This window comes from Hyalangium versicolor, assembly GCF_020103695.1.
Taxonomy (GTDB): domain Bacteria; phylum Myxococcota; class Myxococcia; order Myxococcales; family Myxococcaceae; genus Hyalangium; species Hyalangium versicolor.
Genome location: NZ_JAHXBF010000002.1, coordinates 275,388 through 295,623 on the forward strand (window position 1 = coordinate 275,388; position 20,236 = coordinate 295,623).

Below are 20,236 nucleotides of genomic sequence, written 5' to 3' on the forward strand. Positions count from 1 at the left end.
ATGCGTTCGAAGAAGACCAAGTACATCTTCGTGACCGGCGGAGTGGTCAGCTCCCTGGGCAAGGGGCTCGCCTCCGCGTCCATCGGCGCCCTGCTGGAAAACCGAGGTCTCAACATCACCCTCATCAAGCTGGATCCGTACATCAACGTGGATCCCGGCACGATGAGCCCCTTCCAACATGGCGAAGTCTACGTCACCGAGGACGGTGGCGAGACGGACATGGATCTGGGCCACTACGAGCGATTCACGAACGCTCGGATGAGCCGGATGAACAACTTCACCTCCGGCCGCATCTACCACTCCGTCATCATGAAGGAGCGGCGCGGTGAGTATCTGGGCAAGACGGTCCAGGTGATTCCCCACGTCACCGACGAGATCAAGGCCAACATCCGCCAGGCCGCCCAGGACGTGGACGTCGTCATCGTCGAGGTCGGCGGCACGGTGGGTGACATCGAGTCGCTGCCCTTCCTCGAGGCCATCCGGCAGATGCGCTACGACGTGGGCAGCCAGAACGCCGTCTATGTGCACCTGACGCTGCTGCCGTACATCGGCGCGGCCGGCGAGGTGAAGACCAAGCCCACCCAGCACTCGGTGATGAAGCTGCGGGAGATCGGCATCCAGCCGGACTTCCTGTTGTGCCGCACGGACCGTGAAATCTCGCGCGAGCTCAAGGACAAGATCGCCATGTTCTGCAACGTGGACACGGGCAACGTGTTCACCTCGCCGGACGTGAAGAGCGTGTACGAGCTGCCGCTGGAGCTGCACCGCCAGGGCCTGGACGAGCGGCTGGCCGAAGTCCTCAACATCTGGAGTCGCGCGCCCCACCTGGAGCGCTGGGAGAACATCACCCGCCGCATCTACCAGCCCGCGCGCGGCGAGGTGAAGGTCGGCATCGTCGGCAAGTACGTGGACCTCAAGGAGAGCTACAAGAGCCTCAACGAGGCGCTGCTCCACGGCGGCATCGCCAACGACGTCCGGGTGAACCTGCTCTTCGTGGACTCCCAGGAGGTGGAGGAGCATGGCGCCGAGAAGCTGCTGGCTGGAGTGGATGCCGTCCTTGTCCCGGGCGGCTTCGGCGTGCGCGGCACGGAGGGGAAGATCGCGGCGGTGCGCTACGCCCGCGAGAAGAAGATCCCCTTCTTCGGCATCTGCCTGGGTCTGCAGATGGCGGTGGTGGAGTTCAGCCGCGACGTGCTGGGGCTCAAGGATGCCAACTCGCTCGAGTTCGATGAGCACACCCCGCATCCGGTGGTGACGCTCATGGAGAGCCAGGTGAAGGTGCAGGACAAGGGCGGCACCATGCGCCTGGGCAGCTACGCCTGCGTGCTCCAACCCGGCACGCTCGCCCACAAGCTCTATGCCCAGGACATCATCCAGGAGCGCCACCGCCACCGCTACGAGGTGAACAACACCTACCGCGCGCGGCTCCAGGAGGCGGGGCTCGTCATCTCCGGCCACAACCCGGACCTCAACCTGGTGGAGATGATCGAGCTCAAGGATCATCCCTACTTCGTCGGCTGCCAGTTCCACCCCGAGTTCAAGAGCAAGCCGTTCGCTCCCCACCCTCTCTTCTCCGGCTTCATCAAGGCGGCGCTCACGCAGCGTGACGCCCTCCGCGGAGCCTCGCAGGTACAGGCGGCATCATGATCACCCTCGCGGGCCATCAGGTCGGTCCAGGCCAGAAGCTGTTCGTCATCGCCGGGCCGGACGTCATCGAGTCCGAGGAGCTGGCGCTGCGCCACGCGCACCTGCTCAAGGGCATCACCCAGAAACTGGGCGTGCCCTACGCCTTCAAGTGCTCGTACGACAAGGCCAACCGCACCAGCGGCAAGTCCTTCCGCGGTCCCGGCCTCAAGGAAGGCCTGCGAGTGCTGCGGCGCATCCGTGAGGAAGTCGGCGTGCCCATCCTCACGGACGTCCACGAGACGAGCCACGTGGGCCCCGCCGCCGAGGTGGTGGACATCATCCAGATTCCCGCCTTCCTCTGCCGGCAGACGGACCTGGTGGAGGCCGTGGCCCAGAGCGGCCGGGGCGTCAACCTCAAGAAGGGCCAGTTCGTGGCGCCCAAGGACATCGTCCACTCGGCGCGCAAGGCCATGGAGGTGGGCAACCCCAACGTGCTCGTCACCGAGCGCGGCGCCTCGTTCGGCTACAACAACCTCGTGGTGGACATGCGCGGCTTCCTCCAGATGCGCGAGGCTGGCCTCGCCGTCTGCTTCGACGCGACCCACTCGGTCCAGTTGCCCTCGGCCGGCAACGGTGAGACGGCCGGCGAGCGCAAGTTCGTGTCGCTCCTGGCCCGCGCCGCCGCCGCGGCGGGTATTGACGCACTCTTTACCGAGGTTCACGAGGACCCGGACCGCGCCTTGTGCGATGGTCCCTGCTCGTTGAACCCCCAAATGTTCGAAGACGTGGTACGAAGTGTGCTGTCCATCCGCCGGGCACTGGGACACGAGCCGGCGGTCTGAGAGTCGAGGGAGGGGGCGTGGAGCGGCCATGACGGACTCGCTTCCCAAGCCGAGCAAGCAGGAACTGGTCGCCCGAGCTGCCCGGGTGCGCCTGCTCGTGTTCGACGTGGACGGCGTCCTCACCGATGGCGGCCTCTATTACGACGGTACCGGCGAGGCCATGAAGCGCTTCGACGTGAAGGATGGGCACGCCCTGGTCCTCGCTCGCCTTGCGGGCCTGCCGGCGGCCATTCTCACCGCCCGCACATCCACCATTGTCGATGTACGTGGGCGCGAGCTGGGACTTGCCGCTATTCTCCAGGGAAAGAAGGAAAAAGGCCCCGCCTTGGACGAACTGCTCACCCAGTTCTCCATACCCGGTGAGTCCTGTGCTTATATGGGGGATGACCTGAACGATCTGGGTCCTATGTCGCGGGTAGGATTGTCGGCCTGTCCGGCCGACGCCGTGCCGGAGGTTCGGCAGGAAGTGCACTTCGTGGCCCAGAGCCGCGGAGGCCACGGCGCCGCGAGGGAACTGGTCGAACTGTGTCTGAAGGCGAGTGGTCGGTGGGAAGACGTAGTAGGTTTGATGAAAAGGTCCTGATACAAAAAGGCAGTCGGGTAGGTTGAAGTCACCTCGGTTTCAAGGTAGGTGTTTAATTCCATGAGCACCGGTTCGGGTCAGCCAAAGGAAGAATTGTTGCCGTCGGGCACGACGGACCAGCTGTACACCACCCACGACATCAGTCGACTGCTGCAGGTGGATCCATCGACGGTGAGCAAGTGGATCGACCGGGGCATCCTGATGGCGTTCCGCACGCCCGGCGGGCACCGGCGTGTCCGCTCGGCCGATCTGCGGGCATTCCTCATCACCCACCAGATGCCGGTGCCGGATGAGCTGGGCAGCGGGACGGTGAAGCTCCTGGTGGTGGATGACGAGCGCCCCGTGCTCGACGCCATCAAGCGCGCGTTCAAGCCCTACGCGGCGCAGGTGGAGCTGCAGACCACCAGCAGCGGCGTGGAGGCGCTCTTGCTCGTCTCCGAGCAGAAGCCGCACGGCATGCTCATCGACTTGAACATGCCGGACATCGACGGTCTCGAGGTGTGCCGCCGCATCCGCGCTCGCAAGCAGATGGAGAGCGTGCGGCTCATCACCATGACGTCGAACCACTCGCCTGAGGTGGTCGAGCAATCCAAACAGGCCGGCGCCATCGCGTGCCTGGCCAAGCCGCTGGACGTGCAGCAGGTGCTGGAGCTGTTCCGCATCCCGCTGGCGCTCGGCACCAAGAAGTAGAAAAGGGCTTCGCCCTTGGGCGAAGCCCTTCTCCGTGACGTCCTACCCCCTCCGAATGGAGGGGACTGGGGCGCGTGTCCCCGCTCAGCCCTGCACCTTCACTTCAATGACGCGGGGCTTGGCCTCTTCCTTGCGGGGCAGCGTCAACGTGAGCACGCCGTTCTCGAAGCGCGCGTCCACGTTGGTGGCGTCCACCGTCTCCGGCAGCTTGAAGGAGCGGGTGTAGACACCGAAGTTGCGCTCCAGTCTCCGTGCACCCTCCTTGGCCTTCTCGTCCACCTTGCGCTCCGAGCGCAGGGTCAGCACGCCCTTCTCCACCTTCACCTCGATGGACTTCGCATCATGCCCCGGCAGGTCCACCTGCAGGGTGACGCCGCTCTCGGTCTCGTAGATGTCCGTGGCCGGAGCGAACTCGCGGCCCTGGCGCACCGTCTGGTGGGACAGCTCCTGGAAGAGCTGCTCGAAGTCCTTCATCAGAGGACCCGCAACCACCGCGCCATTGCCAAAGGGGAACGTGTTCCAACGGTTCAGCATGGTCTTCTCCTCTCCGTTCCGCTGAGAGCAGCGGACGGCTCATCAACCTGGTCGTTTGTGTTCTCGAGTCCGGCCCCCGTCCCATCGGGGGTCAGCGCCTCGCTAGACTCAAGAGAACCATGGTTCGGGGAGTGTCAAGGCGAGACTTCTGCGGGCCTCAGTCGTCATCCCGGCCCAGTTGGATGAAGACGTCCTGCTCCTCTCGGGTGATGGAGACCGTCCACGGCCGGCAGCACACCGGGCAGTCTTCCACGTACGTCTCCGAGGAGGGCCCGAGGGCATCCACCTCGACCTCCACCTCCTCACCGCAGTAGGGACAGCTCTGGAGGGCTCCGTCGGCAAAGGGCTGCATGGCTCAGGCCTCCTCTGTGGGGCGTAGGGACACTTGTGGCGGCGCGCTGGCGCCGCCTTCGCGCCAGTGGCGTACCTGGGGAACCAGCACTCCCACGTCGACTCCCTCACAGATGGCGGGCAGGGGCTCCAGGCGTTCGAGCGCCCGGCTGAAGAGCGTCCGAGCACCCTCGGCCCGGCCCGCCTCGCGCTTGAGCCAGCCCGCGGCGACGAGGATGAGGCCCTGGAGGAGGCTCCGGCGGTCCCCGGATTCGTGGAGCCAAGCGGATTCCCAGGCCTCGTGGGCCTCGAACCATTGGCCGGCGTTGAAGAGGGCCACCCCCTCGGCCAGGCATTCGTTGAAGCGGGAATTCATCGTTCGCCCGTTCCTGACGTTACACTGGGCCCATGGCCGCACCACCGCGCAACCGTATTGGGGAACTCCTCGTCAAGGCGAAAGTCATCGACGAGCTGCAGCTTCGCAGCGCGCTCGCCCGTCACGATCAATGGGGAGGCCGCCTGTCCCGCGTCATCACGGACATGGGCATCGCCAAGGAAGAGACCGTCATCAGCGCCATTGCCCAGGGCACGGGCACTCAGCGCCTCCACCTGGGGAACGTCACCCGGGATCCAGGCGCACTGGCCAAGGTGGACGTCAGTCTGGCCGAGCAGAAGGGCGTGTTCCCGGTCGCTCTCAAAGACAACGGGAAGACGCTGGTGCTCGCCATGTCGGACCCCACCGATCTGAACACGGTGGATCAGGTGGCGGCCCGGAGCCGCGCGCGGGTGGTGGTGGTGGTGGCGAGTGATCGCGAGATCGAGACGGCCATCCTGCGCCACTACCGGGGCCAGGAGCCGGCCATGAGCTCGCGCTACACCGGCGAGTCCCAGCGGCAGGATGCCCCCACCTCCGGCGGCGGAGAAGAGGACGAGTTCAAGGTCGTCGACATGAGCGGCAACACGGTGGTGAAGCGTATGGCCGATGTGGCGCCCTCGCAGGCAGCGGCCGCACCTCCATCGGGTGGGGGCTCGAGCGCCGCTGACCTGCTCGATGAGATCCTCTCGGGTGGCTCGGCGCCTCCGGGCCTCTCTCCAGAGGAGATGCAGCGGCTGGAGACGGTGCGGGTGAACCAGGAGAAGAGCTCGAAGATCCTCCGGGCCCTGCTGGAGCTGCTGCTGGAGAAGAACGCCCTGACCCAGAAGGAGCTGGCGTCCCGGATGCGGTCCTGATTCGCACCGACTGCGCGCGGGCCTGTCTGACACCGGGGAGGAATCACCGGCCCCCAGCATCGCGACCCGGCTCACCGGGACCCTCGCGACGCTGGATGGGCGTGCCTTCCACCGCTCAGCCCTGACTCGGCTCCGACGAGAGCACGAGATCACCCTTCTCCATGTACTCCTTCTCGGGGAAGGCCTTGTAGACATCCTCGAGCATCGCGTCGATGTCCGGGTAGCGGTGCTCCTTCTTGTCCTGCGTCATCTTGTCGAAGATGGCGTCCAGCCCACCCGGCGCGTCCGTGTTCACCTCGGACGGCAGCGGCGAGCGACGACCCGGGATCTGCCCCGTGAGCATCTCGTAGAGCAGGATGCCCAGCCCATACACATCCGCCGCCGGGCCCGCATCCTTCGCCCGGTGGATGAGCTCCGGAGCCATGTACGCCATGCCTCCCGTGCCCATGAACACCTGCGGCATCCCCTTGGTCGCATCCACCTCGACCACGCGCCCCAACCCGAAGTCCGCCAGCTTCGCGTTCCCGTAGCTGTCGAACAGGATGTTCTCCGGCTTCAGGTTGTGGTGCGTCAGCCCCGCCGCGTGCGCCGCACGCAGACCGTACGCCAGTTGCAGGAAGCACCGCAGCGCCAGCGGCACCGGCACGCCCTTGCCACCACCCGCCTCCAGCTTCTCCTTCAGGCTGCCGCGCAGCAGCTCCACCACGAAGTACGGCCGCGGCGAGTCCACGTTCTGATCGACGATCTGCGCGATCGCCGGGTGGCGCACCTGGGCCTGCGCGCACAGCTCCTTCTTCAGCCGCTTGAGCACCTCGCCCCGCTGCAGGAACGAGAAGTACCCGAAGATGTCCTTCAGCTCCTTGATGGAGATGTCCAACCCCAGCGCGTTGAACCGGCCCTTGAACACCGTGCCCAACGGCCCGCTGCCGATGGGATCAAACTTCTGGTAGCGCAGGTCCAGCTCGGTTCCCTTCGGGGCGGCAGCGGTCGCGGCGGACGAAGCGGCAGGAGGAGGCATGGAAGAGGGAGTCGTCAGCGGAGAGGTGATGGAAGGAAACGAAGCGGACGCGGGCGCGGGCGCGGCCACCGGAGGCGCTGCCACTGGGGGAGGCGCGGCCACCGGAGGCGCGCTCATGGGAGCCACCGCCGGCATCGGCGGAATGACCGGATCCACCGTCGGCAGTGCCGTGCGCGAGGCCCGGGCCGGCGGCAGCGGAATGGGCGGAGGCGCCACGATGCGCGCCACGTCCGACTCCTCCAACGTCAGCTCCGGCGGAGGCGGCGGCACCATCCCCAGGTCCTCCAGGCTCCCGGCCTGCGTGGCCTCGTCCTCGCCCAGGATCTGATCCGCGAAGAACTCGCCCACCTCCAGGGTGAACTTGTCCAGGTAGTCCCCGTCCACCACGCGCTCACCCTGATCGGTGAGCTTGAGCTGCGCCTCGCGATCCATCGCGATGTAGTGAAACTTGCGCAGGAAGAAGAAGTAGCTGTCGAACTCGAGTGAAACGGACGGCTCGAGCGCGGCCTTCACATCGGCCAGCTTGTTCGAGCGTCCCAGGCGCCCGTTCTCCCTCAGGTTCCGAAGGATGAACAGCGCCTCGCCACTCACGGTCTCGCGGTTGACGGCGGGCTTGAGCATGGGTGGCGCGACTTTACGTCGGCTCCGCGCCCTGGCGTCAAATTTCGCGCTGAATGAAATGGGCCCTCGCCCTACTTCCCGATGCGCAGCAGCTGCTTCACCGTCTCCAGCACTTCCACGAAGCGCACCGGCTTGCGCAGGAAGATGTCCACCCCCAGCTGCATGGCCCGGTCCTGCGCCTCCTTGCCGCCCGCGGAGATGGCGATGATGGGGATGGTCTTCAGCTTCTCCTCCTCGCGGATGCGCTCCACCAGGGCAAAGCCGTCCATCACCGGCATGTACAGGTCCGTCATCACCAGGCTGAAGCGCTGCTCGTGCAGCAGGGCCAGCGCGTGGTGCCCGTCCGGAGCAAAGTGCACTTCCAACGGCACCTTGCCCGCCAGCTCCCCGCTCGCCAGCTTCTTCAGGACGTAGGCGTACATCTCGATGATGTGCGGGTTGTCCTCGACGATGAGCACACGGTAACCCTCGGGATTGACGCCCGCCGGGAGCTGCCCGTCGCTGTGAGGTCCTGCCGCACTCAATGAATCCACCTATCGCCGGTCCTGCTCGGGCCTGTCGCGCGGGCACTTCCCCCCGAGTCTCCAGCCCGCCGGCCTCAGCCGGACTCTGATCTCTCCGACTTGTACCGGATCCGGACGCCTCCGAAAAGAAAGTGCCAGCGCCTTCCTCCAGACGGTGGACGCTCGCCCGGCGCGCGTGCGGTGGCGCCCGCCTGATCGCGGCACCCGGACCGACCGTCCGTGCGGCCCTATAACAAAGGGTTGAAATCGCTCAGCAATTGGCTCATGGCCCGCCCAAGGAACTTCGAGGGTTTATGTTGACAAGGAAGCCATCTGAGCAATACGAAGCGCCCGCCATGGCGGAGCCCCTGTTCACCCCTGAAGAGCAGAAGAAGTTCGACGCGGGGATCGCGGAAATCCTCTCCCACTACCCTGCTGATCGGAAGAGCGCCGGGATGCTGCCCGCGCTGCGCCTCCTGCAGGACATCAAGGGTTGGTGTCCCCCCGATGGCATGAGGTTGGTCGCCAAGCACCTGGAAGTGACGCCCGAGCGCGCCTACGAGGTCGCCAGCTTCTACGTGATGTACCACCTGAAGAAGCCGGGCAAGTACGTGGTGGACGTGTGCACCAACCTCTCCTGTGCCCTGTGGGGTGCGGAGAAGATGCTCGCCTACCTGGAAGACAAGCTCGGGCTGAAGGCGGGCGAGGCCAACGAGAAGTTCACCCTGCGGGAGACCGAGTGCCTGGCCTCGTGCGGCACCGCGCCCTGCCTGCAGGTCAATGAAGAGCACCACGAGAGCCTGACGAAGGCGAAGCTGGATGAGCTGCTGGCGAAGCTCACCTGATCGGCATTCCTCCAAGGAACCTGGGAACCTGACCGCACATGGCGACAACGGCCTTTGAACCGATCATCTCCGGCGCCTGGGGGCAGCCGAAGTCCTGGACGCTGGACCACTACCGGAAGCGGGGCGGCTACGAGGCGCTGAAGAAGGCGCTGGAGATGCAGCCCGCCGCCATCATCGACGAGGTGAAGAAGTCCAACCTCCGCGGTCGCGGCGGCGCGGGCTTCCCCACCGGCCTGAAGTGGAGCTTCGTCCCCAAGGACAACCCGAAGCCCAAGTACCTGGCCGTCAACGCGGACGAGTCCGAGCCGGGCACCTTCAAGGACCGCTACATCCTCGAGCTGGATCCGCACATGATGCTGGAGGGCATCGCCATCGCGGCCTACGCGCTGGGGGTGCACACCTGCTACATCTACATCCGCGGCGAGTTCAAGTTCCCCACCGAGCGCACGCAGGCGGCCATCGACGAGGCGTACAAGGCCGGCATCTTCGGCAAGACGCTGATGGGCAAGGACTTCCACCTCGACTGCTACGTGGTGCGCGGCGCGGGCGCATACATCTGCGGCGAGGAGACGGCGCTGCTGGAGAGCCTCGAGGGCAAGAAGGGCTGGCCCCGCCTCAAGCCGCCCTTCCCCGCGGTGGTGGGCCTGTTCGGCGCTCCCACGGTGGTGAACAACGTGGAGACGCTGGCCAGCGTGCCCCACGTGTTCAGCCGAGGCTCGGACTGGTACGCCAAGCTGGGCACGGACAAGTCCGGTGGCACGCGCCTCGTGTGCTTGTCCGGCACGGTGAACCGCCCGGGCGTCTACGAGGTGCCCCTGGACTGCACCATCCTGGACCTCATCCACAACGACAAGTACGGGCGGGGCATGCCGGCTGGCCGCAAGGTGAAGGCCGTCATCCCTGGTGGCTCGTCGGCGCCGGTGCTGGGCGCGGATGAGCTGGACGTGGCGCTCGAGTTCGAGGCCCTCAAGGTGAAGCAGACGATGGCCGGCTCCGGCGGCGTCATCGTCATGGACGACAGCTCCTGCATGGTGCGCTGCCTGTGGCGCGTGGCGCGCTTCTACGCGGAAGAGTCCTGCGGCCAGTGCACCCCGTGCCGCGAGGGCACGCCGTGGCAGACGCGGCTGCTGCGCAAGATCGAAGAGGGCCGCGCCGAGCCGAGCGACTTGGAGCTGCTCAGCAACGTGGCCTCGTCCATCGCGCCGTACCCGCCGATCGGCCTGGGCAACACCATTTGCGCCCTGGGTGATGCGGCGGCGCTCCCCACGCACTCCTTCCTGATGCGGTACCGCGCCGAGTTCGAGGCGCACATCCACGAGAAGCGCTGCCCGTTCGGCGACAAGCCCTGGGGTGCGTTCGGAGATTGGTCTTGAACATCGAACAGGTCCTCTTCGGAGCCTTTGCTGCGCTGACGCTGTTGTCGGCGGCACTGGTCATCTTCGCCAAGAGCCCCATCAGCTCGGCCATGGCGCTGGTGTCCACCTTCTTCTTCCTGGCCGGCATCTACGTGCTGCTGTGGGCGCACACGGTGGCCGCGCTGCAGGTGCTCGTGTACGCGGGCGCCATCATGGTGCTCTTCCTCTTCGTCATCATGCTGCTCAACCTGGGGGAGGACACCTCGGGGCCACGGCTGACGCTCTCGCGCATCCTTGGGGGCGGGGCGGCCATCGGGCTCTTCGTGGCGCTGGCGCTGGCCATCGCCCGGGTGCCCAACCAGATGGCGGTGCTGGACGCCAGCCAGCAGGCGACGTTCGGCACGCTGCGAGCGGTGGGCGCGTCCATCTTCACGACGTGGCTGCTGCCCTTCGAGGCGGTGAGCTTGCTGCTCCTGGTGGCGATGGTGGGCGCCGTGGTCGTCGCCAAGTCGAGGATCTGAGCCATGGTTCCCATCAACTACTACCTGTTCCTGGCCGCCGCGCTCTTCTGCCTGGGCATGTTCGGCGTGCTGGTGCGCCGCAACGCCCTGGTGGTGTTCATGTGCGTGGAGCTGATGCTCAACGCGGCCAACCTGACGTTCCTCGCCTTCTCGCGCATGCGCGGTGACAGCATCGGCCAGGTGTCGGCCTTCTTCGTCATCGCCGTGGCCGCTGCCGAAGCCTCCATCGGCCTGGCGATCGTCATCGCCGTGTTCCGCAGCCGAGGCAGCGTCAACATCGAAGACATCAAGACGATGAAGCACTGACGCGGTCCGCGCCTTCACGAGCTTCCGAATGGACTTCAACAGTCTCCTCAAGACCGGGCTCATCGCCCCCGAGATCCTCTCCCAGTCGCTGTGGATGATCATCGCGCTGCCATTGCTGGGCGCGTTCGTCTGCGGCGTGTTCGGGAAGATGCTGGGCCGCGCCAACGTGCACCTGGTGGCCTGCTCCGCCGTGGCGGGCTCCTTCGTGTTGGCGGTGCTGGCCTTCTGGGCCAGCAGCGCCACGGACCCCAACAACGCTCCGCTCGCCGTCATCTCGAACAGCTTCGGTGGCGCGCAGATTCGCTACGTCCTGTGGAATGACCTGGGGACGTGGTTCAGCGCGGGCGACTTCCGCGTGAACTTTGGCCTGGCGGTGGACCACCTGTCCGGCACGCTGCTGCTGGTCATCACCGGCGTCGGCTTCCTCATCCACCTGTACTCCACCAGCTACATGGAGCACGACGACGGGTACTGGCGGTACTTCGCGTACCTGAACCTGTTCGTCGCGATGATGCTGACGCTGGTGATGGCCGACAACCTCGTCCTGCTCTTCGTGGGCTGGGAGGGCGTGGGCATGGCCAGCTACCTGCTCATCGGCTTCTGGTACACGGACGCGGCCAAGGCGTGGGCGGGCCGCAAGGCGTTCATCACCAACCGCATCGGCGACTTCGCCTTCCTCATCGCCTCGTTCCTCATCGTGCTGCTGGTCGGCGCCTACGTGAAGCAGTCCAATGACGCGGACCTGCAGCCGGTGGGCAGCAACGTGGCCCGGTACAGTTCCGCCCTGGAGCAGCGGGGTCCGCTGACCTTCCACGGCCTGGAGACGTTCGCGCGGGCGCTTCCCGATGCCAACGGCACCGTGAAGCTGGATGTGCCCATCAGCTCCGGCCCGCTGGAGGGCCACACCTACGGCGGCGTGCTGACGGTGGCGATGCTGCTGTTCCTGCTGGGCGCGGCGGGCAAGAGCGCGCAGCTGCCCCTGTACGTGTGGCTGCCGGACGCCATGGCCGGCCCGACGCCTGTTTCGGCCCTCATCCACGCGGCGACGATGGTCACCGCGGGCGTCTACCTGTTCAGCCGCATGAGCTTCCTGCTGGTGCTGAGCCCGGCGGCCATGGCCACGGTGGCCATCGTCGGAGCGGCCACCTCGCTGCTGGCCGCGCTCATCGCCTTCGCGCAGGACGACATCAAGAAGGTGCTGGCCTACTCCACGGTGTCCCAGCTGGGCATCATGTTCATGGGCGTGGGCATGGGCATCTTCTGGGCGGCCGTGTTCCACCTGGTCACCCACGCCTTCTTCAAGGCCTGTCTGTTCCTCGGCGCCGGCAGCGTGATGCACGGCAACGGGGACGAGACGGACATCAAGAAGCTGGGCGGCCTGCGCAAGGAGATGCCTTGGACGTGGGTCACCTTCTTCATCTCGACCCTGGCCATCACCGGCATCTTCCCGCTGTCGGGCTTCTTCTCGAAGGACGCCATCTACCACGGCGTGCACCACAACGTGCTGGAGGGGTACCACTGGGTGGGTCACTTCCTCTACCCGGTGGGCCTGCTCATCGCCGTGTGCACGGCCTTCTACATGACGCGCCTGTACCTGCTGACGTTCGAGGGCAAGCGCTCGCCCGAGGCGCGCGTGGAGCATGCTCACGAGAGCGCCTGGCACATGACGCTGCCGCTGGTCATCCTCGCGGTGCTCGCCGTCGTCTCCTCCATCTACGCGTTCCCGCTGCTGAAGAACTCGCCTCAGACGCTGATGGAGAACTTCCTCAGCCCGGTGTTCAACGCGGCCCGCATCATCGCGGGCGAGAAGGGCGCGAACACGGTGGAGCTGGACACCAGCCGCCCGACGCTCGGGGACTACGGCGTGGCGTGGATCATCGTGGTGATGGGTGGCGCGGCGGCGGCCTTCCTGTACCTGAGCTTCTTCCCGGCGCGGAAGGGCCAGCCGGCTCCGGCCCTGGCTCGCTGGGTGCGCCAGGTGGCCCTCAACAAGTTCTACGTGGATGAGCTGTACGAGTTCCTCATCATCCGCCCGGTGAAGTTCATCAGCTTCGTGTTCTACCGCGTGGTGGACGCGCTCCTCATCGACACGGTGGTGGTGCGCGGCACCGCGTGGGTCACGGCTCGCGTGGGCAGCGCGCTGCGCTACGTGCAGACGGGCGATGCGCAGGCCTACGCCGCGGTCATGGCACTGGCGCTGCTGGGCGGCGTGATCTACGCAATCCTCAAGGTGTTCTAATGGGCTTCTTCGATACGCACCTGCTGAACATCGTCATCTTCCTGCCGCTCGTGTTCGCGGTGCTGGTGCTGATGCTGCCCTCGGGCGAGCACGGGCAGATCCGCGCCGCCACCCTGGTGGGCATGCTCGTGGACCTGGTGTTCGGGGCCTGGGCGTACGCGAAGTACGTGCCGGGCGGCTCCGAGTTCCAGCTCGAGTACCGCGTGCCCTGGTTCACCGAGTTCGGGCTGAGCTACCACATCGGCATGGACGGCATCGCGGCCAGCCTGCTGCTGCTCACCGTCTTCCTCGGCCCCCTGGTGGTGCTGGCCTCCACCACGTACATCAGCCACCGCATCAAGGAGTTCCACCTGGCGCTGCTCGTCCTCCAGACGACGATGCTGGGCGCGCTGGTGTCGCTGGACGTGCTGCTGTTCTACGTCTTCTTCGAGGCGATGCTCATCCCCATGTACCTGATGGTCGGCGTGTGGGGCGCCGAGGATCGCCAGATGGCGGCGGTGAAGTTCTTCCTCTACACCCTCTTCGGCTCGCTGCTGATGCTGGTGGCCATCGTCGCCCTGTACTTCCTCAGTGGCCCCAACGGCGCGCGCTCGTTCGACTACGCCACCATCTACAACACGCTGCTGAGCGCCAATCAGGAGCTCTCCCGGTGCACCGCCGCGGGCTCGTGTGACTCCATCACGGGACTTGCCAGGACGCTGCACACCTGGGGCCCGATCATGTTCGCGGCCTTCGCTCTGGCCTTCGCCATCAAGGTCCCGATGTGGCCGGTGCACACGTGGCTGCCGGACGCTCACGTGCAGGCACCCGTGGCCGGCTCCATGATTCTGGCCGGCGTGATGCTGAAGATGGGCACCTTCGGCTTCTGGCGCTTCGCCATCCCGTTCTTCCCGGTGGCCACCCAGCAGGCGCGGCCCATCCTCGCCACGCTGTCGGTGATTGGCATCGTCTACGGCGCGCTGATGTGCCTGGCGCAGCGGGACATCAAGAAGCTCATCGCCTACTCGTCCGTGAGCCACCTGGGCTACTGCATGCTGGGCATGCTGGCGCTCACCGCCGAGGGCGCCACGGGCAGCGCGTACCAGATGCTCAACCACGGCGTGTCCACGGGCGCGCTGTTCCTCCTGTTCGGCTTCCTCTACGAGCGCCGCCACACCCGCCTCATGGCGGACTTCGGCGGCATCGCCAAGGTGATGCCGGTGTACACGGCCTCGTTCATCATCATCACCTTCTCCTCGGTGGCGGTGCCGGGCACCAACGGCTTCATCGGTGAGTTCCTCGTGCTTCTGGGTACCTTCAAGAGCAACCTGGGCATCGGCTTCGGCGTGCTGGCCGCCCTGGGCGTCATCCTCGGCGCGGCGTACATGCTGTGGATGGTGCAGAAGGTGTTCTTCGGCAGCCTCACCCACCGCGAGAATCAGTTCCTGCCGGACCTGAACCTGCGCGAGTTCATCACCGCGGCGCCCTTCCTGGCGCTGGTGCTGATCATGGGCCTGAAGCCGCAGCCGTTCCTGGATCGGATCGCGCCCTCCACCAACCGCTTCATCGCCCGCGCCAGCGTGGGCACTCCGGGCGCCACCCCGGACGCGTCCCAGCTCAACGTGGAGGTCATGCCGCTGCCCGAGAAGACGGCCGCGGCGCCCTCCGCTCCCTCCAGCCCGCTCGCCGTCGTCCCGGCGGCTGCCCTCCCCTCCGCCCGGCAGTAAGAGGCCCCTCCCGCCATGAACCTGCCCAACATCACCTCGGCAGACTTCCTCCCGCTGCTGCCCGCCATCATCATGGTGCTGGGAGCGTGCGTGCTGCTGCTCTCGGAAGTCTTCCTCTCGGCCACCTCGTCGCGTGCCTATCAGGCGGTGCTGACCGCCGGCACCGCGGTGGTGGGTGCCGTCGTCTCCGTGTGGCTGATGTTCAAGCCCGCGCAGCTGGTGTTCCTCGGCTACGCGGTGCTGGATCCATTCTCCAGCTTCCTCTCGCTCATCCTGTGCGTGGGTCTGGGACTGGCCGCCCTGAGCGCCGCCGCCTTCCTGCACAAGCGCGGCGCCGAGCGCGGTGAGTTCTACGCGCTCATGCTGTTCGCCACCGCCGGCATGAGCCTGCTGGCCATCTCCAACGAGCTCATCACCGTCTTCGTCAACATCGAGGTGCTCTCCATCGGCACCTACGCGCTCACCTCGTACCTGCGGCGCGGCACCCGGCCGAGCGAGGCCGGCTTCAAGTACTTCATCCTCGGCGCCTTCTCCTCGGCGGTGCTGCTGTACGGCGCCGCCCTGCTCTATGGCGCCACCGGCACCACGCAGCTGTCCGAGATGAGCGGCTTGCTGGCCCAGGGCCTGGCCACCCACAAGGGGCTCGTCTACTGCGGCATCATCCTGGTGGCCGCCGGCTTCGCCTTCAAGGTCGCCGCCGTGCCCTTCCACATGTGGACGCCGGATGTGTACGAGGGCGCGCCCACCCCCGTCACCGCGCTCATGAGCGCCGGAGTGAAGGCCGCGGCTTTCGCGTCCCTGGTGCGCGTGTTCCTCTCGGTGGCCAAGGGCATGGGCGATCCCCAGATACCGCTGGCCATCTTCTCCACGCTCGCGTTCCTGACGATGATCGTCGGCAACCTGCTGGCCATCCCGCAGCGCAACGTGAAGCGCATGCTGGCCTACTCCTCCATCGCCCATGCCGGCTACCTGCTGGTGGGCGTGGCCGCGCTCTTCGTCACCCGGCCCGGCGAGAAGTTCCGGCTGCTGGGCGCCACGGCCATGGGCGAGGGCTCGCCGCTGGATGTGGCTCGCGCGGACTCGCTGCGCGGCATCCTCTTCTACCTGCTGGCCTACACCGTGACGGCGGTGGGCGCCTTCGCGCTCATCTCCGCGCTGGAGCGCCGCGAGGACGAGGACAAGGGCACCGCGTGGGATCTGGATCGCTTCAGCGGTCTGGCGCAGCGCCGGCCGGGTTGGGCCTTCGCGATGGCCGCCTTCATGCTGTCGCTCGGTGGCATCCCTCCCACCATCGGCTTCATGGGCAAGCTGCTCATCTTCCGCAGCGCCGTGGACACCGGCCTCATCGGCCTGGCCATCGTCGGCGTGCTCTCCAGCGCCGCCGGCGTCTACTACTATCTGCGCGTCGTCGTTTACATGTTCATGCGCCCGGTGCCCGAGGGCGCCCACGTGCTGGAGCGCAACTGGGCCACCGAGCTGACCCTGGTGATCTCCACCGTCGCCGTGGTGGTGCTGGGCATCCTCCCCGGATCCCTCACCGAGTGGCTCACCCAGGCCGGGAGCCTCTTCGGCGGCAAGTAGCCCTCGCGCCTCCCGCGGTACCCTCCGCCCGCCCCAGCGTCTCGCTCGGGCGGGCGTCGTGTTTTCAGCGCCTCCCCTGCACTCTGCGAGCAGGCAGGCAGCCTCGTTCCCTCAGCCTCTTTCCGCTGCCAGGTTCCTGCCACACCTTTGCCCCGGGAGGAGGCTTCCGCATGTCGTTTCCGGAGGAGTTGGGCCGCGCCATGGGCGCGCTATGGGCACCTGTCATCCGCATGGGGGCGACGCTCCGGCATGCGCGCTTCTTCCACCCCGACGGCATCACCTACCGCGCCGAAGTGAAGGAAGTGACGACGCGTGACAGCCTGCTGCCCGTGGCCTCTCGCCTGGCCGGGCCCGCTCTGGTGCGCCTGTCCAGCGCGCTCTGGAGACACCAGCGCGAGTGGCCGGACATCCTCGGCCTCGCCGTACGCCTGCGCTCGGACGAGACCGTGACTGAGGAACCCTCGAAGGGGGATCAGGATCTCCTCTTCGCCACCGTGCGCTCGCCGCTGACGTTGGGGCTGGCGCCGCTCTCCACGGACGTGCACGACTGGCTAGAGAATGACTACTACGCCGTGTCCCCCTTCCAGGTGAGCGGGCTCGGCCGGGCGAAGCTGCGCGTCGTCTCCAGTCACGCGGATGCTCCGGGCCATACACGGCTGGAGCGACTCGAAGCCGCGCTCCAGAGCGGCCAGGCCCGCTTCACCCTCGAGGTATTGCCCCGACGCGGCGAAGGAGCCGGACGCTGGCACCCACTCGCGGAACTGCGCCTGGTGGAGCAGGTGACCCTGGATCCCGCCACGCTGCGCTTCTGGCCCTATCGCACCGGGCGAGGCATCAGCCCCACGGGCTTCGTCCACTCCCTGCGCATCCCCACCTATCGGCAGAGCCAGGAAGGACGCACTCCCCACTAAGCAGAGGTCTACCGAAGCGGCCCCTGCATCTGCTGGATCTCCATCTTCACGATGGCGCCCGCCCCCCTCAGCAGCCCTACCAGCGGCGCGTCATCCGTCACCGAGACGTGGAAGGCCTCGGCTCCCGTCCGCTGGAAGGCCTCCAGAAGCAGCGCATGCGCGTGCCCGGAACTGGCCGCGAAGAAGGGGAACAGCACGTTCCCCGGCCGCAGATCCATCATCCCCAGATCCATCCGCTCGGGCGCACCGGCCCGCGCGAGCCTCAACAGTTGGTGGGAACCCCGCTTCGCGAAGCGCTCGAGCTTGCCTGGCAGCAGCTGGAAGGCCGCCGTCAGTGGCTCCCACTCCGAAGCCACCACGGGCACCACCTCGAGGCCCTCGGGCGCCGCCGGTAGCACCTCCGCCTGAGCCCGGGAGACCGCCAGCGTGACGGATTCTCGCACCGGCCTCATCCCCAGGGCCGTGTAGAGCTCGATCGCCGCCGTGTTGTCCTTCTTCACATTCAGCGCCCAGCTCCGGCAGCCCTGCTCTCGGAAGCGGTCCGCCACCACCGCCAGCAACCGCCTCCCCAGCCCCTGCCTCCGGGCCTCTGGAGCCACCACCAGCTGGACCACGTAGCCCAGCTCCCCCAGCGCATCCGCCGCCACGTACGCCAACAACCCTCCAGGCCCCTCCAGGACGAGGGTCAGGGGCATCAGCTCCGCAGCCCACCCCGCCTCGGGAGGGGGAGACTCAGGCACCCCCAGTTCCAGGAATAGACGCGCGAAGGCGCTGTAGTCCTCGCCTCGGGCCGGCCTCAGGGCCCACTCACCGGGAGCACGCTCAGCCATGTGGAAGACCTCCCCGCGGATGAAACCACGCGGTAGAGGAGTGCGTATAAAAGAAGGCGGCCCGACACCCCAGAAGGGTATCGGGCCGCGGGTCTTCTAAAGGTGACTCACCGGAAGTGCTGAAGGGGTGGGGGGGAACCACCTTCAGCCTCGCTTCGATGCGTCCCGACGAGGGATATAGCAGTCTGCGTGCCAGCCCTCGTGCCAAGGAGATCTCCAGTTTTCTCAGGCACTTGAAGAAAGACCCAACAGTAACGGGTCTTGCCGATTTCAAGTTCGTCATTGCAGGCCTGAAATCGAGGTTTCAGATCTGAAATCGCTGCCATGATTTCAAGATTGAAATCGCCGGGCTGTCGGAGAACCTCCCCCTGGAAGCGCCAAAAGCCCTGGAACTTCAGGGGCTTGGGTGCTCATCCGACATCGGCCCCGGGCGGCTCTCAGTCCCGAGGTTTCGAGACTGAAAATCCACTGACATTCCCCGTGCTTGTTTCATCCACTGGATGTCAACAGCATTCTTCTGGGCCAGTAGAGATACAGCTCACGTGAAACACCCAGGGATGAGGCCTGGCTGCCTACTTACCCTGGGGATCACCCGTAGGGCCCGTCTCCAGCAGCTTGATGCGCTTCATCTTCCGCCAGAGTGTCGTGGAGGAGACACCCAACTCATCCGCCACGCGGGCCAGGTCCTTCTGGTTGCGCTCCAGGGACTGGAGGATGGCTCGCTTCTCCGCCTCATCCACCACCTCGGCCAGGGTCTGCACGGGCCCGCCCGGAGCCCTCGGAGTGCCCAGGTCACCCACTCCCTGCGACACCTGCGCCTGCGGCCGGAGCGGGAAGTCCTCGGGCATCAGCTCGTCGCCCTCGGCCAGCGCGGCGGCCTGCTCGACCAGGTTCTCCAGCTCGCGCACGTTGCCCGGGAAGCTGTAGTCCATCAGGTGCGCCACGGCCGAGCCCGACAGCCGCTTGGGCCGCGAGTTGCGCGCATTGGCCCGCTCCAGGAAGTGCCGGGCCAGGTCATGCACGTCCTCCAGGCGCTCGCGCAGCGGCGGCACCCGCAGCGTCACCACGTTGAGGCGGTAGTACAGGTCCTGCCGGAAGCGCTTCTCGCGCACCTCGAGCTCGATTTCGCGGTTGGTGGCCGCCACGATGCGCACGTCCACCCGGACCGAGGTGGACTCGCCCACACGGCGCACCTCGCCATCCTGGAGCGCACGCAGCAGCTTGGACTGGAAGGCAGGGCTGGTCTCCGTCACCTCGTCGATGAACAGGGTGCCCCCGTCCGCCTCCTCGAAGAGACCGCGCCGGGCCTTCACCGCGCCCGTGAAAGCCCCCTTGGCGTGGCCGAACAGCTCGCTCTCCAGCAGACTCTCGGAGATGGCGGCGCAGTTGACGGGCACGAAGGGCTTGGAGGTGCGACGGCTGTGGGTGTGAAGCGAGCGGGCCACCAGCTCCTTGCCGGTGCCGCTCTCGCCCTGGATGAGGACGGTGGCGTCACTCTGCGCCACGCGCAACAGGCGGTTCTTCAGCTCGCGCATGGCCGGGCTGCTGCCCACCAGCGCGGACATGTTGTGGCGCTGGTGGAACTCGTCCGCGAACAAGTCCAACTCGGACTTCATCCGGGAGCGCTCCAGCGCCAGCTCCACGCGGTGGCGCAGCACTCCGTCCTTGAAGGGCTTGGTGATGTAGTCGTAGGCCCCCAGCCGCATGGCCTCCACCGCGCTGTCGATGGAGCCGAACGCCGTCATGACGATGACCTGAAGCCGCGGCTGAACCTCCAGCGCCCGGCGCAGCAACGTGAGCCCGTCCATGGGCTCCATCTTCAGGTCCGTCAGCAGCACGTCCACGCTGTTGCCGGTGAGAAGGTCCAACGCCTCCTGGCCGGTGGCCGCCTCGGAGACGGTATAGCCCTCGGTGCGCAGGACCAGGGCCGTGATGGTGCGCATGTTGCGCTGATCATCCACGACA

The 20,236-nt window shown here is 66.6% G+C and carries 20 protein-coding genes; 13 read left to right on the forward strand and 7 right to left on the reverse strand.

Annotated features, from left to right (window positions below; translation table 11 throughout):
* Genes pyrG through KY501_RS04650 form a run of 4 tightly spaced genes read left to right on the forward strand, consistent with a single transcriptional unit; the run spans position 1 to position 3,741 of the window.
* On the forward strand, positions 1 to 1,647 hold the full coding sequence (gene pyrG / locus KY501_RS04635) for a CTP synthase (RefSeq protein WP_224361292.1): 1,647 nt from the start codon (positions 1 to 3) through the stop codon (positions 1,645 to 1,647).
* Positions 1,644 to 2,468 (forward strand): 3-deoxy-8-phosphooctulonate synthase, encoded by an 825-nt coding sequence (gene kdsA / locus KY501_RS04640; protein WP_224361293.1) that lies wholly within the window; start codon positions 1,644 to 1,646, stop codon positions 2,466 to 2,468. Before pyrG ends, kdsA begins: the two co-directional genes overlap by 4 nt.
* A 28-nt stretch (positions 2,469 to 2,496) precedes the next feature.
* Positions 2,497 to 3,051 (forward strand): KdsC family phosphatase, encoded by a 555-nt coding sequence (locus KY501_RS04645; RefSeq protein ID WP_224361294.1) that lies wholly within the window; start codon positions 2,497 to 2,499, stop codon positions 3,049 to 3,051.
* Between the two features lie 60 nt (positions 3,052 to 3,111).
* Positions 3,112 to 3,741 carry a response regulator gene (locus KY501_RS04650; protein WP_224361295.1) on the forward strand — a complete coding sequence of 210 codons (630 nt, stop codon included), beginning with the start codon at positions 3,112 to 3,114 and terminating at the stop codon, positions 3,739 to 3,741.
* 84 nt (positions 3,742 to 3,825) lie between these two features.
* On the opposite strand, the gene KY501_RS04655 is transcribed toward KY501_RS04650, so the two are convergent.
* The 3 genes from KY501_RS04655 to KY501_RS04665 form a co-directional block, all read right to left on the reverse strand.
* A complete protein-coding gene (locus KY501_RS04655; RefSeq protein ID WP_224361296.1) occupies positions 3,826 to 4,275 on the reverse strand; it encodes an Hsp20/alpha crystallin family protein in 450 nt (149 codons plus the stop codon).
* A 157-nt stretch (positions 4,276 to 4,432) separates the two neighbouring features.
* Positions 4,433 to 4,627 (reverse strand): CPXCG motif-containing cysteine-rich protein, encoded by a 195-nt coding sequence (locus KY501_RS04660; RefSeq protein ID WP_224361297.1) that lies wholly within the window; start codon positions 4,625 to 4,627, stop codon positions 4,433 to 4,435.
* A gap of 3 nt (positions 4,628 to 4,630) precedes the next feature.
* Entirely contained in the window at positions 4,631 to 4,981 is a 351-nt protein-coding gene (locus tag KY501_RS04665) for a DUF309 domain-containing protein (RefSeq protein ID WP_224361298.1), read from the reverse strand.
* 32 nt (positions 4,982 to 5,013) lie between these two features.
* Here KY501_RS04665 and KY501_RS04670 point away from each other — a divergent pair, with 32 nt between their 5' ends.
* On the forward strand, positions 5,014 to 5,835 hold the full coding sequence (locus KY501_RS04670; RefSeq protein ID WP_224361299.1) for a GspE/PulE/PilB domain-containing protein: 822 nt from the start codon (positions 5,014 to 5,016) through the stop codon (positions 5,833 to 5,835).
* 115 nt (positions 5,836 to 5,950) lie between these two features.
* Here KY501_RS04670 and KY501_RS04675 read toward each other — a convergent pair whose 3' ends face one another.
* Both KY501_RS04675 and KY501_RS04680 read right to left on the reverse strand, forming a co-directional pair.
* A complete protein-coding gene (locus KY501_RS04675; protein ID WP_224361300.1) occupies positions 5,951 to 7,474 on the reverse strand; it encodes a serine/threonine-protein kinase in 1,524 nt (507 codons plus the stop codon).
* 71 nt (positions 7,475 to 7,545) lie between these two features.
* Entirely contained in the window at positions 7,546 to 8,007 is a 462-nt protein-coding gene (locus KY501_RS04680) for a response regulator (protein WP_373691555.1), read from the reverse strand.
* Between the two features lie 326 nt (positions 8,008 to 8,333).
* Between KY501_RS04680 and KY501_RS04685 the strand changes: the two genes are divergently transcribed.
* The 8 genes from KY501_RS04685 (at position 8,334) to KY501_RS04720 (ending at position 17,441) form a co-directional block, all read left to right on the forward strand.
* Positions 8,334 to 8,822: an NADH-quinone oxidoreductase subunit NuoE family protein gene (locus KY501_RS04685; RefSeq protein WP_224361302.1), complete on the forward strand. Its 489-nt coding sequence runs from the start codon at positions 8,334 to 8,336 to the stop codon at positions 8,820 to 8,822.
* Positions 8,823 to 8,860: 38 nt separating this feature from the next.
* Positions 8,861 to 10,195, forward strand: coding sequence for an NADH-quinone oxidoreductase subunit NuoF (gene nuoF / locus KY501_RS04690; protein ID WP_224361303.1), 1,335 nt, complete (start codon positions 8,861 to 8,863; stop codon positions 10,193 to 10,195).
* Entirely contained in the window at positions 10,192 to 10,698 is a 507-nt protein-coding gene (locus KY501_RS04695) for an NADH-quinone oxidoreductase subunit J family protein (RefSeq protein ID WP_224361304.1), read from the forward strand. The genes nuoF and KY501_RS04695 overlap by 4 nt, the downstream gene beginning before the upstream one ends.
* 3 nt (positions 10,699 to 10,701) lie before the next feature.
* Positions 10,702 to 11,004 carry an NADH-quinone oxidoreductase subunit NuoK gene (nuoK, locus tag KY501_RS04700; protein WP_224361305.1) on the forward strand — a complete coding sequence of 101 codons (303 nt, stop codon included), beginning with the start codon at positions 10,702 to 10,704 and terminating at the stop codon, positions 11,002 to 11,004.
* Between the two features lie 28 nt (positions 11,005 to 11,032).
* The gene (nuoL, locus tag KY501_RS04705; RefSeq protein ID WP_224361306.1) at positions 11,033 to 13,243 is read left to right on the forward strand and encodes an NADH-quinone oxidoreductase subunit L; all 2,211 of its coding nucleotides are present in this window, start codon (positions 11,033 to 11,035) and stop codon (positions 13,241 to 13,243) included.
* The gene (locus tag KY501_RS04710; protein ID WP_224361307.1) at positions 13,243 to 14,949 is read left to right on the forward strand and encodes a complex I subunit 4 family protein; all 1,707 of its coding nucleotides are present in this window, start codon (positions 13,243 to 13,245) and stop codon (positions 14,947 to 14,949) included. The genes nuoL and KY501_RS04710 overlap by 1 nt, the downstream gene beginning before the upstream one ends.
* 15 nt (positions 14,950 to 14,964) lie before the next feature.
* A complete protein-coding gene (locus tag KY501_RS04715; RefSeq protein ID WP_224361308.1) occupies positions 14,965 to 16,530 on the forward strand; it encodes an NADH-quinone oxidoreductase subunit N in 1,566 nt (521 codons plus the stop codon).
* Positions 16,531 to 16,700: 170 nt separating this feature from the next.
* Positions 16,701 to 17,441 (forward strand): hypothetical protein, encoded by a 741-nt coding sequence (locus KY501_RS04720; RefSeq protein ID WP_224361309.1) that lies wholly within the window; start codon positions 16,701 to 16,703, stop codon positions 17,439 to 17,441.
* Between the two features lie 8 nt (positions 17,442 to 17,449).
* Here KY501_RS04720 and KY501_RS04725 read toward each other — a convergent pair whose 3' ends face one another.
* Complete coding sequence (locus tag KY501_RS04725) at positions 17,450 to 18,271, reverse strand: GNAT family N-acetyltransferase (protein WP_224361310.1); 822 nt, start codon at positions 18,269 to 18,271, stop codon at positions 17,450 to 17,452.
* A gap of 572 nt (positions 18,272 to 18,843) precedes the next feature.
* The gene (locus tag KY501_RS04730) at positions 18,844 to 20,232 is read right to left on the reverse strand and encodes a sigma-54-dependent transcriptional regulator (protein ID WP_224361708.1); all 1,389 of its coding nucleotides are present in this window, start codon (positions 20,230 to 20,232) and stop codon (positions 18,844 to 18,846) included.
* Positions 20,233 to 20,236: the final 4 nt, after the last annotated feature.